The 16,811-nt window shown below is 62.4% G+C and carries 11 protein-coding genes; 9 read left to right on the top strand and 2 right to left on the bottom strand.

Annotated elements, in window-relative coordinates; all coding sequences use genetic code 11:
- Nucleotides 1-279 precede the first annotated feature (279 nt).
- The 5 genes from rplJ to EN845_RS00415 all read left to right on the top strand — a co-directional run bounded on the left by rplJ (nt 280) and on the right by EN845_RS00415 (nt 10,715).
- Nucleotides 280-798, top strand: coding sequence for a 50S ribosomal protein L10 (gene rplJ, locus EN845_RS00435; RefSeq protein WP_027146631.1), 519 nt, complete (start codon nt 280-282; stop codon nt 796-798).
- Nucleotides 799-852: 54 nt separating this feature from the next.
- Complete coding sequence (rplL, locus tag EN845_RS00430) at nt 853-1,230, top strand: 50S ribosomal protein L7/L12 (protein ID WP_006202136.1); 378 nt, start codon at nt 853-855, stop codon at nt 1,228-1,230.
- Nucleotides 1,231-1,496: 266 nt separating this feature from the next.
- A complete protein-coding gene (rpoB, locus tag EN845_RS00425; protein ID WP_127869370.1) occupies nt 1,497-5,633 on the top strand; it encodes a DNA-directed RNA polymerase subunit beta in 4,137 nt (1,378 codons plus the stop codon).
- Nucleotides 5,634-5,769: 136 nt separating this feature from the next.
- A complete protein-coding gene (rpoC, locus tag EN845_RS00420; RefSeq protein WP_127277965.1) occupies nt 5,770-9,966 on the top strand; it encodes a DNA-directed RNA polymerase subunit beta' in 4,197 nt (1,398 codons plus the stop codon).
- Nucleotides 9,967-10,049: 83 nt separating this feature from the next.
- Complete coding sequence (locus EN845_RS00415) at nt 10,050-10,715, top strand: O-methyltransferase (protein WP_127869369.1); 666 nt, start codon at nt 10,050-10,052, stop codon at nt 10,713-10,715.
- Between the two features lie 23 nt (nt 10,716-10,738).
- Here the strand turns inward: EN845_RS00415 and EN845_RS00410 are convergent, their stop codons facing one another.
- Both EN845_RS00410 and EN845_RS00405 read right to left on the bottom strand, forming a co-directional pair.
- Nucleotides 10,739-11,662, bottom strand: a complete 924-nt coding sequence (locus EN845_RS00410) for a Gfo/Idh/MocA family oxidoreductase (RefSeq protein WP_189522864.1) — start codon at nt 11,660-11,662, stop codon at nt 10,739-10,741.
- A gap of 143 nt (nt 11,663-11,805) precedes the next feature.
- A complete protein-coding gene (locus EN845_RS00405; RefSeq protein ID WP_127277968.1) occupies nt 11,806-12,087 on the bottom strand; it encodes a transcriptional regulator in 282 nt (93 codons plus the stop codon).
- A 464-nt stretch (nt 12,088-12,551) separates the two neighbouring features.
- Between EN845_RS00405 and rpsL the strand changes: the two genes are divergently transcribed.
- The 4 genes from rpsL to tuf form a co-directional block, all read left to right on the top strand.
- Entirely contained in the window at nt 12,552-12,923 is a 372-nt protein-coding gene (gene rpsL, locus EN845_RS00400; protein WP_006333356.1) for a 30S ribosomal protein S12, read from the top strand.
- Between the two features lie 60 nt (nt 12,924-12,983).
- Entirely contained in the window at nt 12,984-13,454 is a 471-nt protein-coding gene (rpsG, locus tag EN845_RS00395) for a 30S ribosomal protein S7 (RefSeq protein ID WP_008875664.1), read from the top strand.
- A 29-nt stretch (nt 13,455-13,483) separates the two neighbouring features.
- Entirely contained in the window at nt 13,484-15,574 is a 2,091-nt protein-coding gene (fusA, locus tag EN845_RS00390; RefSeq protein ID WP_127869367.1) for an elongation factor G, read from the top strand.
- A gap of 67 nt (nt 15,575-15,641) precedes the next feature.
- On the top strand, nt 15,642-16,811 hold a 1,170-nt coding region (tuf, locus tag EN845_RS00385), incomplete at its 3' end, for an elongation factor Tu (RefSeq protein ID WP_135931254.1).

Genomic DNA, 16,811 nt, shown 5'->3' with positions numbered 1-16,811 from the left:
TGATTCAAGAGGAGGGCCTTAATTCATGTGGGCCTGCATGAGACGGGTGAAAACCGGACAACGGAGCGACAAGCTCCAATGAAAGGTTCGAACCGTGTTTGCCTTTTGTCTGCGCATCGCCGGCTTGACCGTCGATGTGGCGAAAGGGGGCAGGATCCTCGAGCGTCGTTCGGGAGATCCGTTACTGGATGGCCCGGCCGGCAAAAAGGCAACCCGACGCCTGTCCTCGCAAATGGGAATGTTCCCATTGACGGGGCAGGGGTCAACTGGAGATAGGCAGTGGACAGAGCGGAAAAACGCGAACTCGTCACGGGCCTGAATGATGCGTTTTCGGGCGCAGGTTCAGTCGTCGTGGCCCACTATGCCGGTATCACCGTCGCGCAAATGAACGACCTTCGGTCGAAAATGCGCGCCGCCGGTGGCACCGTTAAAGTCGCGAAGAACCGTCTCGCCAAAATCGCTCTTCAGGGCACGGACTCCGCATCGATCATCGACCTGTTCAAGGGGCAGACGCTGATCGCCTATTCGGAGGATCCGATTGCGGCGCCGAAGGTCGCGTCCGATTTCGCCAAGGGGAATGACAAGCTCGTCATTCTCGGCGGCGCAATGGGCACCACCTCGCTCAACGCCGACGGTGTGAAGGCACTCGCCACACTTCCGTCGCTCGATGAGCTGCGCGCCAGGCTGGTTGGCATGATCGCCACGCCGGCAACCCGGATCGCCCAGATCGTCAATGCGCCAGCGGCCTCGGTCGCGCGCGTCATCGGCGCTTACGCCCGGAAGGACGAGGCGGCATGAGGCCGTTCCTCGCTATCAAAAACACACGTTCGAACCTAACGAAGGAATACAACAATGGCTGATCTCGCAAAGATCGTAGACGACCTTTCGAAGCTGACCGTCCTCGAGGCGGCTGAGCTGTCGAAGCTTCTGGAAGAAAAGTGGGGCGTTTCGGCTGCTGCTCCGGTCGCGGTTGCCGCTGCTGGCGGCGCTGCCGCTGCTGCTGCCCCCGTCGAGGAAAAGACGGAATTCGACGTCGTCCTCACCGACGCCGGCGCTCAGAAGATCAACGTCATCAAGGAAGTCCGCGCCATCACCGGTCTTGGCCTCAAGGAAGCCAAGGACCTGGTCGAAGCGGCTCCGAAGCCGGTCAAGGAAGGCGTTTCCAAGGCCGACGCCGACAAGTTCAAGGCCCAGCTGGAAGCAGCCGGCGCCAAGGTCGACCTGAAGTAAGCGTAAAAGCGGCGGGCGGCCTCGCGCCGTCCGCCACTCCCTTGGGTGACCAGGGGAGGCTGCGTGACGCGAGATGTACGAAAACCTCTTTCCTGAGGGCCGTAAACCGGCCTTCAGGAAACGGGTTTTCTCCCGTTTTAGCCGGTAGCCGCCAAGTAATTGGAAAAGGCGGCCGGAGAACAGACAGAGAGCCGCCGGCCAGGTGGCTCAGTATGCAAGACGAACCGCGGCGAGGTTCGTCCCGAGTTTAGAGCTAAGGAGCGACGATGGCCCAGACCCAGACTTTCAATGGCCGCAGACGCGTACGCAAGTTTTTCGGAAAGATCCCGGAAGTTGCGGAGATGCCGAACCTCATCGAGGTTCAGAAGGCATCCTATGACCAGTTCCTGATGGTGGACGAGCCCAAGGGCGGACGTCCGGACGAAGGGCTGCAGGCTGTTTTCAAGTCGGTCTTCCCGATCTCCGATTTTTCCGGCTCCTCCATGCTGGAGTTCGTGAAGTACGAGTTCGAAGGACCGAAATTCGACGTTGACGAATGCCGTCAGCGCGACCTGACCTATGCCGCGCCGCTGAAGGTGACGCTGCGCCTCATCGTGTTCGATATCGACGAGGATACCGGTGCCAAGTCGATCAAGGACATCAAGGAGCAGGACGTCTACATGGGCGACATGCCGCTCATGACCTTGAACGGCACCTTCATCGTCAATGGCACCGAGCGCGTCATCGTCTCGCAGATGCATCGCTCGCCGGGCGTCTTCTTCGATCACGACAAGGGCAAGTCGCACTCGTCGGGCAAGCTTCTGTTTGCCGCCCGTGTCATCCCCTATCGTGGCTCGTGGCTTGACATCGAGTTCGATTCCAAGGACGTCGTCCACGCCCGCATCGACCGCCGCCGCAAGATCCCCGTGACGTCGCTGCTGATGGCGCTCGGCATGGACGGCGAGGAGATACTGTCGACCTTCTACAACAAGATCACCTACAAGCGCGCCGGCGACCATTGGCGCATTCCGTTCAACGTCGAGCGTTTCCGCGGCCTCAAGGCCGTCGGCGACCTGGTCGATGCCGACACCGGCGAGATCGTCGTCGAGGCGGGCAAGAAGATCACCGCCCGCCAGGCGCGTCAGCTCGGCGAGAAGGGCCTCAAGGCGATCAAGGCGACCGACGAGGATCTGCTCGGCAACTACCTGGCCGAGGACATCGTCAATTATGCCACCGGTGAGATTTTCCTCGAGGCCGGCGACGAGATCGACGACAAGACGCTCAAGGTGCTGCTCGGCACCGGCGAGCAGGAGATCCAGGTCCTCGACATCGACCATGTCAATGTCGGCGCCTATATCCGCAATACGCTCGCCGTCGACAAGAACGAGAGCCGCCAGGACGCGCTGTTCGACATCTACCGTGTCATGCGCCCGGGCGAGCCGCCGACGCTTGAGACCGCCGAAGCCATGTTCAACTCGCTGTTCTTCGACAGCGAGCGCTACGACCTGTCCGCCGTTGGCCGCGTCAAGATGAACATGCGCCTGGAGCTCAAGGCCGAGGACACCGTGCGCGTGCTGCGCAAGGACGACATCCTGGCCGTGGTCAGGACGCTGGTCGAACTGCGTGACGGCAAGGGCGAGATCGACGACATCGACAATCTCGGCAACCGCCGCGTGCGTTCGGTCGGCGAGCTGATGGAAAACCAGTACCGCGTCGGCCTGCTTCGCATGGAGCGCGCGATCAAGGAACGCATGTCCTCGATCGAGATCGACACCGTCATGCCGCAGGACCTGATCAACGCCAAGCCGGCGGCCGCCGCCGTGCGCGAGTTCTTCGGTTCCTCGCAGCTGTCGCAGTTCATGGACCAGACCAATCCGCTGTCGGAGATCACCCACAAGCGTCGTCTCTCGGCGCTTGGACCGGGCGGTCTGACCCGCGAGCGTGCCGGCTTCGAAGTGCGCGACGTGCACCCGACGCATTACGGCCGCATCTGCCCGATCGAGACGCCGGAAGGCCCGAATATCGGTCTGATCAACTCGCTGGCGACTTTCGCGCGCGTCAACAAGTACGGCTTCATCGAAAGCCCCTACCGCAAGATCGTCGACGGCAAGCTGACCAATGAGGTCGTCTATCTCTCGGCGATGGAAGAGGCCAAGCACCATGTCGCGCAGGCCAATGCCGAGCTCGACAAGAACGGCGGCTTCGTCGACGAGTTCGTCATTTGCCGCAGCGCCGGCGAAGTGATGATGGCGCCGCGCGAAAACGTCGACCTGATGGACGTGTCGCCCAAGCAGATGGTGTCTGTTGCCGCGGCGCTCATCCCGTTCCTCGAGAACGACGACGCCAACCGCGCTCTGATGGGCTCGAACATGCAGCGTCAGGCCGTGCCGCTGGTGCGCGCCGAAGCGCCGTTCGTCGGCACCGGCATGGAGCCGATCGTCGCCCGTGACTCGGGCGCCGCCATCGGCGCCCGCCGCGGCGGCATCGTCGACCAGGTGGACGCGACGCGTATCGTTATCCGCGCCACCGAGGATCTCGACCCGGGCAAGTCCGGCGTCGACATCTACCGGCTGATGAAGTTCCAGCGTTCGAACCAGAACACCTGCATCAATCAGCGTCCGCTGGTGCGCATGGGTGATCGGGTCAACAAGGGCGACATCATCGCCGACGGTCCGTCGACCGAACTCGGTGATCTGGCGCTCGGCCGCAACGTGCTGGTCGCGTTCATGCCTTGGAACGGCTACAACTACGAGGACTCCATCCTCTTGTCCGAGCGCATCGTCGCCGACGACGTCTTCACCTCGATCCACATCGAGGAGTTCGAGGTCATGGCGCGCGATACCAAGCTCGGTCCCGAGGAAATCACGCGCGACATTCCCAACGTCTCGGAAGAAGCGCTGAAGAACCTCGACGAAGCCGGCATCGTCTATATCGGCGCCGAAGTTCAGCCGGGCGACATCCTGGTCGGCAAGATCACGCCGAAGGGTGAAAGCCCGATGACGCCGGAAGAGAAGCTTCTGCGCGCCATCTTCGGCGAAAAGGCTTCCGACGTGCGCGACACTTCCATGCGCATGCCTCCGGGCACCTTCGGCACCGTCGTCGAGGTGCGCGTGTTCAATCGCCACGGTGTGGAGAAGGACGAGCGCGCCATGGCGATCGAGCGCGAGGAGATCGAACGCCTCGCCAAGGACCGTGACGACGAACAGGCGATCCTGGACCGCAACGTCTACGCGCGTCTTTCCGACGTTCTCGTCGGCAAGGAAGCGATTGCTGGACCGAAAGGCTTCAAGAAGGGCTCGACGCTGTCCAATGACACGCTCGACGAGTACCCGCGTTCGCAGTGGTGGCAGTTTGCGGTGGAGAACGAAAAGCTCCAGAGCGAACTGGAAGCCCTGCGCGGCCAGTACGACGATTCCAAGAAGGCGCTCGAACAGCGTTTCATGGACAAGGTCGAGAAGGTGCAGCGCGGCGACGAAATGCCTCCGGGCGTCATGAAGATGGTCAAGGTCTTCGTGGCGGTGAAGCGCAAGATGCAGCCCGGCGACAAGATGGCCGGCCGTCACGGCAACAAGGGTGTCGTGTCGCGCATCGTTCCGGTCGAGGACATGCCTTTCCTCGAGGACGGCACGCATGCCGATATCGTGCTCAACCCGTTGGGTGTGCCGAGCCGCATGAATGTCGGCCAGATCCTGGAAACGCATCTGGGCTGGGCTTGTGCCGGCATGGGCAGGAAGATCGGCGAGCTGATCGACACGTATAAGGCTGCCGGCGACATCAAGCCGCTGCGCAAGACGTTGGAAAGCTTCATGCCCGCCAACGACCGCAACGAACCGGTCCGCGAGTATGACGACGAGAGCATCGTTCGCCTCAGCGAGCAGATGCGCCGCGGCGTCTCCATCGCGACCCCGGTGTTCGACGGCGCGCATGAGGCTGACATCAACATCATGCTGGAGCAGGCGGGCCTGCACACCAGCGGTCAGTCGCAGCTCTATGACGGCCGCACCGGCGAGCCGTTCGATCGCAAGGTGACGATGGGCTATATCTACATGCTCAAGCTTCACCACCTGGTGGACGACAAGATCCACGCGCGTTCGATCGGTCCGTACTCGCTCGTCACCCAGCAGCCGCTGGGCGGCAAGGCGCAGTTCGGCGGCCAGCGCTTCGGCGAGATGGAGGTCTGGGCGCTGGAAGCCTACGGCGCCGCCTACACGCTGCAGGAAATGCTGACGGTGAAGTCGGACGACGTCGCCGGCCGCACCAAGGTCTACGAGGCGATCGTGCGTGGCGACGACACGTTCGAGGCAGGCATTCCCGAGAGCTTCAACGTGCTCGTCAAGGAAATGCGGTCTCTCGGCCTCAATGTCGAATTGGAGAACACCAAGCTCGACGACAACCCTGTCCGGCTGCCCGACGCGGCCGAGTAAACAAGACATCCGGTCGCGAGAGAGGCTCCCGCGACCGGATGCTTCGATTTCTTCGGCCGGTGGGCCGACCACTCAGCGGGCGTTTGGCCCGCGTTAGATGCAAGGGGTTTTCGAGGACCCCGAAAAGGAGAACGGCATGAACCAAGAGGTCATGAATCTCTTCAATCCGCAGGCGCCGGCGCAGGTGTTCGATTCCATCCGGATATCGCTCGCCAGCCCTGAGAAGATTCTGTCCTGGTCGTTCGGCGAGATCAAGAAGCCGGAGACCATCAACTACCGCACCTTCAAGCCGGAGCGTGACGGTCTGTTCTGCGCGCGCATTTTTGGCCCGATCAAGGACTATGAGTGCCTGTGCGGCAAGTACAAGCGCATGAAGTACAAGGGCGTCATCTGCGAGAAGTGCGGCGTCGAAGTCACGCTGTCGCGCGTCCGCCGCGAGCGCATGGGCCATATCGAGCTGGCGGCACCGGTCGCCCATATCTGGTTCCTGAAGTCGCTGCCCTCGCGCATCGGCACGCTGCTCGACATGACCCTTAAGGACATCGAGCGCGTCCTCTACTTCGAGAACTACATCGTCACCGAACCTGGCCTCACCGCGCTGAAGGAGCACCAGCTGCTCAGCGAGGAAGAGTACATGATCGCCGTCGACGAATATGGCGAGGATTCCTTCACCGCCATGATCGGCGCCGAGGCCATTCATGACCTTCTGGCCGGCATGGATCTGGAGAAGATCGCAGGCGACCTGCGTTCGGAACTGGCTTCGACCACGTCCGAGCTGAAGCAGAAGAAGTATCTGAAGCGTCTCAAGGTCGTCGAGAACTTCATGGAGTCCGGCAATCGTCCGGAATGGATGATCATGAAGGTCGTTCCGGTGATCCCGCCGGACCTGCGCCCGCTGGTTCCCCTGGACGGCGGCCGCTTCGCCACGTCCGACCTGAACGATCTCTATCGCCGCGTGATCAACCGCAACAACCGCCTGAAGCGGCTGATCGAACTGCGCGCCCCCGGCATCATCGTGCGCAATGAAAAGCGCATGCTGCAGGAAGCCGTCGATGCGCTGTTCGACAACGGCCGTCGAGGCCGCGTCATCACCGGTGCCAACAAGCGTCCGCTGAAGTCGCTGTCCGACATGCTCAAGGGCAAGCAGGGCCGGTTCCGTCAGAACCTGCTCGGCAAGCGCGTCGACTATTCCGGCCGTTCGGTCATCGTCACCGGTCCGGAGCTCAAGCTGCATCAGTGCGGCCTGCCGAAGAAGATGGCGCTCGAACTGTTCAAGCCCTTCATCTATGCCCGCCTCGACGCCAAGGGTTACTCCTCGACCGTCAAGCAGGCGAAGAAGCTTGTCGAGAAGGAGCGTCCGGAAGTCTGGGATATCCTCGACGAGGTCATCCGCGAGCATCCGGTCCTGTTGAACCGCGCGCCGACGCTGCACCGCCTCGGCATCCAGGCGTTCGAGCCGATCCTGATCGAAGGCAAGGCGATCCAGCTTCACCCGCTGGTCTGCACGGCCTTCAACGCCGACTTCGACGGCGACCAGATGGCCGTTCACGTGCCGCTGTCGCTGGAAGCGCAGTTGGAAGCCCGCGTGCTGATGATGTCGACCAACAACATCCTGCACCCGGCCTCCGGCGCGCCGATCATCGTGCCGTCCCAGGACATGGTCCTGGGTCTCTACTACCTCTCGATCGTCAACCAGAACGAGCCGGGCGAGGGCATGGTGTTTGCCGATATGGGCGAGCTCCAGCACGCGCTCGAGACCAAGGCCGTGACCTTGCACGCCAAGATCAAGGGTCGCTTCCGCACGGTCGACGCCGAAGGCAAGGTCGTGTCGAAGATCCATGACACCACGCCTGGCCGCATGATCATCGGCGAACTTCTGCCGAAGAACGTCAACGTGCCCTACGAGACCGCCAACCAGGAGATGACCAAGAAGAACATCTCCAAGATGATCGACACCGTCTACCGCCATTGCGGTCAGAAGGAGACGGTCATTTTCTGCGATCGCATCATGGCGCTCGGCTTTGCTCATGCGTGCCGTGCCGGCATCTCGTTCGGCAAGGACGACATGCTGATCCCGGACACCAAGATCAAGCTGGTGTCGGACACCGAGGCTTTGGCCAAGGAGTACGAGCAGCAATACAATGACGGTCTGATCACGCAGGGCGAGAAGTACAACAAGGTCGTCGACGCCTGGGCCAAGTGCTCGGAAAAGGTCGCCGACGAAATGATGGCCCGCATCAAGGCGGTCGAGTTCGAGGACAATGGCCGTCAGAAGCCCATGAACTCGATCTACATGATGTCGCACTCCGGTGCGCGCGGCTCGCCCACCCAGATGCGCCAGCTCGCCGGCATGCGCGGCCTGATGGCCAAGCCCTCGGGTGAAATCATCGAGACGCCGATCATCTCGAACTTCAAGGAAGGCCTGACCGTGCTCGAGTACTTCAACTCGACCCACGGTGCCCGCAAGGGTCTGGCCGACACCGCCTTGAAGACGGCGAACTCGGGTTACCTCACCCGTCGTCTGGTCGACGTGGCGCAGGACTGCATTGTCAACTCCGTGGATTGCGGCACCGACAAGGGCCTCACCATGCAGCCGATCGTCGATGCCGGTCAGGTCGTCGCTTCGGTTGGCCAGCGCGTGCTGGGCCGTACATCGCTCGACGACATCACCCATCCGGTGTCGGGCGAAGTCCTGGTCAAGGCCGGAACGCTGATGGACGAGCGGGACGTGGAACAGATCGAAAAGGCCGGCGTGCAGTCGGTCCGCATCCGCTCGGCCCTGACCTGCGAAGTCAGGATCGGCGTCTGCGCGGTCTGCTACGGACGCGATCTGGCCCGTGGCACCCCGGTCAACCAGGGCGAAGCCGTCGGCGTCATCGCGGCGCAGTCGATCGGCGAGCCGGGCACGCAGCTCACCATGCGTACCTTCCACATGGGCGGTACCGCGCAGGTGGTGGACTCTTCGTTCCTTGAAGCCTCGTATGAGGGCAAGGTCGAGATCCGCAACCGCAACGTGGTGCGCAACTCGGACGGCCAGCAGATGGTCATGGGCCGCAACATGGCGGTGCTGATCCTCGACGAGGCCGGCAAGGAGCGTGCAACGCACCGTGTCACCTATGGTTCGCGCATCTTCGTGGACGATGGCGACAAGGTGAAGCGTGGCCAGCGTATCGCCGAGTGGGATCCCTATACCCGTCCTGTCCTCACTGAAATCGAGGGCAAGGTGTCGTATGAGGATCTGGTCGACGGTATTTCCGTCCAGGAAACGGCCGACGAGTCGACCGGCATCACCAAGCGTGAGGTCATCGACTGGCGTTCGACGCCGCGCGGCAACGACCTCAAGCCTGCGATTGCCATCCTGGACACCAAGGGCAAGGTCGGCAAGCTATCAAAGGGCGGCGATGCCCGCTTCCTGCTCTCGGTCGAGGCCATTCTCTCGGTCGAGCCGGGTGCCCAGGTTCGCCCCGGCGACGTGCTGGCGCGTATCCCGATGGAAAGCGCCAAGACCAAGGACATCACCGGCGGTCTGCCGCGTGTTGCCGAACTGTTCGAGGCACGTCGTCCGAAGGATCACGCCATCATCGCCGAGATCGACGGCACGATCCGCTTCGGCCGCGACTACAAGAACAAGCGTCGCATCATTATCGAGCCGCATGACTCGACGCTCGAGCCGGTCGAATACCTGATCCCGAAGGGCAAGCCGTTCCATCTCCAGGACGGCGACGTCATCGAGAAGGGCGACTACATCCTCGACGGCAATCCGGCGCCGCACGACATCCTGGCGATCAAGGGCGTGGAGGCGCTTGCGTCCTACCTCGTCAACGAGATCCAGGAAGTCTACCGTCTGCAGGGCGTGTCGATCAACGACAAGCACATCGAGGTGATCGTTCGCCAGATGCTGCAGAAGGTCGAGATCACCACGCAGGGCGACTCGACCTACATCCCGGGCGACCACGTCGACGTGATCGAACTGGAAGAGGTCAACGAGCGCCTGGTCGAGGACGGCAAGAAGCCGGCCGAAGGCCAGCCGGTGCTCTTGGGCATCACCAAGGCCTCGCTGCAGACGCCGTCCTTCATCTCGGCCGCCTCCTTCCAGGAGACGACCAGGGTGCTGACGGAGGCCGCGGTTGCCGGCAAGACCGACATGCTGCAGGGCTTGAAGGAAAACGTCATCGTCGGCCGGTTGATCCCGGCCGGTACCGGCGGCACGATGAGCCAGATCCGGCGCATTGCCACCTCGCGCGACGAACTCATCATCGACGAGCGCCGCAAGGCCTCCGGTGTTGAAGTGGCCGAGCCGATGCTCGCCGACATGACAACCGCCGCGCAGTAAGCGCGACGGCAAGAAATCTCAGGCAACAGAAGCCGTCGGGGCAACCCGGCGGCTTTTTCGTTTCAACGATCGGAGGAAAGCAGATGAGCACGAAGACCTGGACGGTTGTCGACGACTACATCGTCTCCTCGCTCTTCGAGGCGGATCCCGTTCTCGACGCGGTTCTGGCGGCCAACCGCGACAATGGCCTGCCGGCGATCGATGTCTCGGCGGCGCAAGGAAAACTGCTCTCGCTGCTGGCGCGCATCGGCGGCGCGAAAAAGGCGCTCGAGATCGGCACGCTGGGCGGCTATTCGACCATCTGGATGGCGCGGGGACTGCCCGCCGACGGCAAAGTCGTGACGCTCGAACTCGATCCGCATCATGCCAAGGTCGCACGCTCGAATTTCGAGCGGGCAGGGGTAGCGGACCGGGTGGAACTGCGCGTCGGTCCGGCGCTCCAGTCGCTTGCCGCACTCGGCAATGAGAATGCCGGCCCGTTCGATCTGATCTTCATTGATGCCGACAAGCCGAACAACCCGAACTATCTGTCTTGGGCCTTGCGGCTGTCACGCTCCGGGACGGTCATCGTCTGCGACAACGTCATCCGTGACGGCGCCGTGCTGGATGAGGATGGCCGCGATGCCAATGTCGAAGGCGCCCGCGCGGCGTTTTCCTTCATCGGCGGCGAAAAACGGCTGGACGGCACAGCCATCCAGACCGTGGGCGCCAAGGGCTATGACGGCTTTGCCATCGCGATTGTCGACTGACGTCGGGGCGCACCTGGCGATCTTCAGTCGAAAAACGCCTCGACCACATTGCGCTTGCCGAGCATGAAGGCGTCGGCGACGTGCTGCAGCGGTGCAAGGTCCACATCGGATACGCCGGCATGCACAATCTCGGCAAATCGCCGGTAGAGCATCGGATATTCCGCTTCCGGTTCCTCATGGACGACACGGCCGTCGACGGCGAGCTTCGAGCCGCCACCCGAGAGCACCATCTGCCCGGCATCCGTGTCGGCCAGAATGTCCCAGCTCTGCGGTCCGGTCTGCAACCAGTCGAGATCCATGGTCACATCGGATCCGTTCGCCGCGTGGAACGCGACCTGGGCCGCGATCGGTGCGTCGCGATTCTCCGGAAAATCGAGTACGGCCGAAGTGATGTACATGGCCGGCAGGATATAGGTTGCAATCGACAGCGCGTTGATGCCGGGATCGAAGACGCCGAAGCCGCCAGGCTGCCAGATCCAGTCCTGGTTCGGATGCCAGCGGCGCACATCTTCCTTCCAGACGATCGCCGCCGATTTGATTTTGGTCGAAGCCAGGAATGTCCGTGCCGCTTCGACAGCCGGCGCGTAGCGCGAGTGCCAGCTTGCGAACAAGGAGACGCCTTGTTTCACCGCGAACGCCTTCAGGTCCTCGACTTCGCTGACCGTGGCACCCGGCGGTTTTTCCAGGAAGACGTGCTTCCCTGCCTCGAGCGCCTTGCGCGCGGCGTCATAGCGGAACTGCGGCGGCATGCACAGCGACACCGCGTCGAGTTCGGCAACCGCGCCAAGCATCGTCTCTATATCGGGGAAATTCGCGATGCCGTCGACCTTGCCGTGCCGGCTGGCCGCTGCGATCAGCTGGTAGTCTCGATCCTTGGCCAGTGCCGGAAGGTGCTGGTCGCGGACGATCTTGCCGACACCGACAATGCCGATTCTTATGGGCGAGATGGATGAGGACATGAGGCTCCGCCGGGTTGGGACGTTTGCGCGTCTCTTAGCAGATCGGCCATGACGGGCAAGCGCAGGCCATGCCAGCTATTCGAACGAATCGGCATCATGACGCTGGGCAGGCGAGGGGCGCCACGCTGCGATCAGATCGGCACGTCGAAGGTCACGATCGACACTTCGCCTTCAAGCGCGCCTTGGAAGGCCGAAAGATGCGGCTCATCGTCGGGCTCGCCCTCCATGTCGCCGATCTGGTCGAGTTCGGCCTCGGCATAGCCTTCGGCAGCCAGCGATTCGAGCGCGCGGCGCACCGCCGAATCGTCATCGGGCGCCACCAGCATGACATGCACGCCTTCCGGCTTGCCGCCTTTCTTCTTCCACACCCGGCCGGTGATGATGGTGACCGGGCGTTCTTCATTGTCGTTCACGGGCCGATTCCTTCGCGGCGAGGGATTGTCAGTGTTCATGCGGCCTTTTCGCATGAAGCAAGGCCTCGCAACAGCCAAAACCCGGTCACTTTCTTCCTCGCCCTTGCCAAACGGCGAAAGAAAATTACATGCGGTTTTCGCATGGCTGCCAAGCCCCGGCTTCAATGCAATATTTGCCGCTGCGGGGTTGACGGTTCGCGGGCTTACGAGTAGAAGCCGCCCAGTCAGAACCGATGTGAGGCTCTCCCTTCCGAAGCGACACGCTTTGGAGTTTGCCTCAAACAGGGTTCGTTTTACGAGCGAAAAGACATTTCCGGCGTGCACGAAGCGGTTTCCGCTTCCTCTGCGATTTGTTCGGGCAAGACCGCGAGGCGCGGTTTGTGGCCCGAATTTGCGTATGGAAATGACGCTTTGAGCGAGCCTTGACCGGCACGAGACACGGAATTGAGAGACAAGAGGGTTTAATGCCTACCGTCAACCAGCTGATCCGCAAGCCGCGCATTGCGCCGGTGAAGCGCAACAAGGTCCCGGCCATGCAGCAGAACCCGCAGAAGCGGGGCGTCTGCACGCGCGTCTATACGACGACGCCGAAGAAGCCGAACTCGGCGCTGCGCAAGGTGGCCAAGATCCGCCTGACCAATGGTTTTGAAGTGATCGGTTACATCCCCGGCGAAGGTCACAACCTTCAGGAACACTCCGTGGTCATGATCCGCGGCGGTCGCGTCAAGGATCTTCCGGGCGTGCGCTACCATATCATCCGCGGCGTGCTCGACACGCAGGGCGTGAAGAACCGCAAGCAGCGCCGTTCGAAGTACGGCGCCAAGCGTCCGAAGTAAGATTTTCCGGCCTTGGCGTTGCTTGAACGCGCCGGGCTACGAGATTGAGAGACAAAAGCCATGTCGCGTCGTCACAGTGCAGAAAAGCGTGAGATCAACCCGGATCCCAAGTTCGGCGATCTGATCGTCACCAAGTTCATGAACGCCGTTATGTATGACGGCAAGAAGTCGGTTGCCGAGACCATCGTCTACGGCGCGCTGGACCAGGTCCAGTCGAAGACCAAGCAGGAGCCGGTCACCGTCTTCCACCAGGCGCTCGACAATGTCGCGCCGCATGTGGAAGTGCGTTCGCGCCGCGTCGGCGGCGCCACCTACCAGGTTCCGGTCGACGTTCGTCCCGAGCGTCGCCAGGCATTGGCGATCCGCTGGCTGATCGCCGCGGCCCGCAACCGCAACGAGACCACCATGGTCGACCGCCTCTCCGGCGAGCTGATGGACGCGGCCAACAACCGCGGCACCGCCGTGAAGAAGCGGGAAGACACCCACAAGATGGCTGAAGCCAACCGCGCTTTCGCGCACTACCGCTGGTAAAGCGCGAACAGGACTGAGAGGCAGCTACGATGGCCCGCGAATACAAAATCGAAGACTACCGCAATTTCGGTATCATGGCGCATATCGACGCCGGCAAGACGACGACCACCGAGCGCGTCCTCTATTACACGGGCAAGTCGCACAAGATCGGCGAAGTGCACGACGGCGCTGCCACCATGGACTGGATGGAGCAGGAGCAGGAACGCGGCATCACCATCACGTCCGCCGCGACCACGACCTTCTGGAAGGGCCGTGACGGCAAGATGCACCGCTTCAACATCATCGACACCCCCGGACACGTCGACTTCACCATCGAGGTCGAGCGTTCGCTGCGCGTGCTCGACGGCGCCATCGCGCTGCTCGATGCCAATGCCGGTGTCGAGCCGCAGACGGAAACCGTCTGGCGCCAGGCCGACAAGTATCGCGTGCCGCGCATGATCTTCTGCAACAAGATGGACAAGATCGGCGCCGACTTCTACCGCTCGGTCGAGATGATCGGCTCGCGCCTCGGCGCGCAGGCTGTCGTCATGCAGCTGCCGATCGGCGCCGAGACCGAATTCAAGGGTGTCGTCGACCTGGTCGAGATGAACGCGCTGGTCTGGCGCGACGAAACCCTGGGCGCTGCCTGGGACGTCGTCGAGATCCCGGCCGACCTCAAGGCGCGTGCCGAGGAATACCGCGAGAAGATGATCGAAGCCGCCGTCGAAATGGACGAGACGGCGCTGGAAAACTACCTCGAAGGCAAGATGCCGTCGAATGACGAGATACGTTCGCTGATCCGCAAGGGCACGATCGCGGTCAAGTTCTACCCGATGTTCTGCGGCTCGGCCTTCAAGAACAAGGGCGTGCAGCCGCTGCTCGACGCCGTTGTCGAATACCTGCCGTCGCCGGCCGATGTTCCGGCCATCAAGGGTGTCGATGCCAAGACCGACGCCGAGATCGAGCGTCATGCGGACGACAACGAGCCGCTGTCGATGCTCGCCTTCAAGATCATGAACGACCCGTTCGTCGGTTCGCTGACCTTTGCCCGCATCTATTCGGGCAAGCTCACCAAGGGCGTCTCTGTCGACAACACCGTGAAGGGCAAGAAGGAGCGCATCGGCCGCATGCTGCAGATGCATGCGAATTCGCGCGCCGACGTCGAAGAAGCTTTTGCTGGCGACATCGTCGCCCTGGCCGGCCTCAAGGACACCACCACCGGTGACACGCTGTGCGATCCGCTGCACCCGGTCATCCTCGAGCGCATGGAATTCCCCGATCCGGTCATCCAGATCGCCATCGAGCCGAAGACCAAGAACGACCAGGAAAAGATGGGCCTCGCCCTTCACCGCCTGGCTGCCGAGGATCCGTCCTTCCGCGTCAAGACCGACGAGGAAAGCGGTCAGACCATCATCTCCGGCATGGGTGAACTGCACCTCGACATCATCGTCGACCGCATGCGTCGCGAGTTCAAGGTCGAAGCCAATGTCGGCGCGCCGCAGGTGGCTTATCGCGAGACGATCACCCGCAAGCACGAGCAGGACTACACGCACAAGAAGCAGACCGGCGGTACCGGCCAGTTCGCGCGCGTCAAGGTTGTGTTCGAGCCGAATTCCGAGAGCGAGGACTTCGTGTTCGAGTCCAAGATCGTCGGCGGCGCGGTGCCGAAGGAATACATTCCGGGCGTCGAAAAGGGCATCCAGAGCGTCATGGGCGCTGGTCCGTTCGCCGGCTTCCCGATGATCGGCGTCAGGGCGACGCTCATCGACGGCGCCTACCACGACGTCGACTCCTCGGTCCTGGCCTTCGAAATCGCGTCCCGCGCGTGCTTCCGTGAAGCTGCTCCCAAGCTTGGCGTGCAGTTGCTCGAGCCGATCATGAAGGTCGAGGTGGTGACGCCGGAAGACTACGTCGGCAGCGTCATCGGTGACCTGAACGGCCGTCGCGGCCAGATCCAGGGCCAGGAAGCGCGCGGCGTGGCCGTCGTCATCAACGCGATGGTGCCGCTCGCCAACATGTTCAAGTACGTCGACAACCTGCGCTCGATGAGCCAGGGCCGCGCGGCTTACACGATGCAGTTCGATCACTATGAGCCGGTCCCGACCGCGGTCGCTCAGGAAGTCCAGAAGAAATACGCGTAACTCGAAAGAGCTGCCGCGGTAACGCAATTCAAAGCCCCCATGGGCGAGCAGGAAATGGAGACATCACATGGCAAAAGGTAAATTCGAGCGCACTAAGCCTCATGTGAACATCGGCACGATTGGTCACGTCGATCACGGCAAGACATCGCTGACGGCTGCGATCACCAAGTATTTTGGCGAATACAAGCGCTATGACCAGATCGACGCGGCGCCGGAAGAGAAGGCGCGCGGCATCACGATCTCGACGGCTCACGTCGAATACGAGACCGAGAACCGCCACTACGCGCATGTCGACTGCCCCGGCCACGCCGACTATGTGAAGAACATGATCACCGGCGCCGCGCAGATGGACGGCGCGATCCTGGTCGTGTCGGCCGCCGACGGCCCGATGCCGCAGACCCGCGAGCACATCCTGCTTGCCCGTCAGGTCGGCGTGCCGTCGATCGTGGTGTTCCTGAACAAGGTCGACCAGGTCGACGACGCCGAGCTGCTCGAACTGGTCGAGCTCGAGGTTCGTGAACTGCTGTCGAAGAACGAATTCCCCGGCGACGACATTCCGATCGTCAAGGGTTCGGCGCTTGCCGCACTCGAGGATTCGAACAAGACGATCGGCGAGGACGCGATCCGCGAGCTGATGGCTCAGGTCGACGCCTACATCCCGACGCCGGTTCGTCCGCTCGACAAGCCGTTCCTGATGCCGATCGAGGACGTGTTCTCGATCTCGGGCCGTGGCACGGTCGTGACCGGCCGCGTCGAGCGCGGCGTGGTCAAGGTCGGCGAGGAACTGGAAATCATCGGCATCCGTCCGACGACCAAGACGACCTGCACGGGCGTGGAAATGTTCCGCAAGCTGCTCGATCAGGGCCAGGCTGGCGACAACATCGGCGCGCTGCTGCGCGGCGTCGACCGTGAAGGTGTCGAGCGCGGCCAGGTGCTGGCCAAGCCGGGCACGGTGAAGCCGCACAAGAAGTTCGTGGCCGAAGCCTACATCCTGACCAAGGACGAAGGTGGCCGTCACACGCCGTTCTTCACCAACTACCGTCCGCAGTTCTACTTCCGCACGACCGACGTGACCGGCATCGTGTCGCTGCCGGAAGGCACCGAGATGGTGATGCCTGGCGACAACATCACGGTCGATGTCGAGCTGATCGTGCCGATCGCCATGGAAGAGAAGCTGCGCTTCGCCATCCGTGAAGGCGGCCGCACCGTCGGTGCCGGCATCGTCGTCACCATCAAA

Source organism: Mesorhizobium sp. M8A.F.Ca.ET.202.01.1.1 (assembly GCF_004791595.1).
Classification (GTDB): domain Bacteria; phylum Pseudomonadota; class Alphaproteobacteria; order Rhizobiales; family Rhizobiaceae; genus Mesorhizobium.
Note: the sequence above shows the minus strand (reverse complement) of the source record. Positions and strands in the feature narration are given on the sequence as shown.

What these genes read in the sequence shown, in the direction of transcription:
- rpoB (WP_127869370.1), top strand. Translation starts at nt 1,497, where the DNA reads ATGGCCCAGACCCAGACTTTCAATGGCCGCAGACGCGTACGCAAGTTT.
- rpoC (WP_127277965.1), top strand. Translation starts at nt 5,770, where the DNA reads ATGAACCAAGAGGTCATGAATCTCTTCAATCCGCAGGCGCCGGCGCAG.
- fusA (WP_127869367.1), top strand. Translation starts at nt 13,484, where the DNA reads ATGGCCCGCGAATACAAAATCGAAGACTACCGCAATTTCGGTATCATG.
- EN845_RS00415 (WP_127869369.1), top strand. Translation starts at nt 10,050, where the DNA reads ATGAGCACGAAGACCTGGACGGTTGTCGACGACTACATCGTCTCCTCG.
- rpsG (WP_008875664.1), top strand. Translation starts at nt 12,984, where the DNA reads ATGTCGCGTCGTCACAGTGCAGAAAAGCGTGAGATCAACCCGGATCCC.
- rpsL (WP_006333356.1), top strand. Translation starts at nt 12,552, where the DNA reads ATGCCTACCGTCAACCAGCTGATCCGCAAGCCGCGCATTGCGCCGGTG.
- rplL (WP_006202136.1), top strand. Translation starts at nt 853, where the DNA reads ATGGCTGATCTCGCAAAGATCGTAGACGACCTTTCGAAGCTGACCGTC.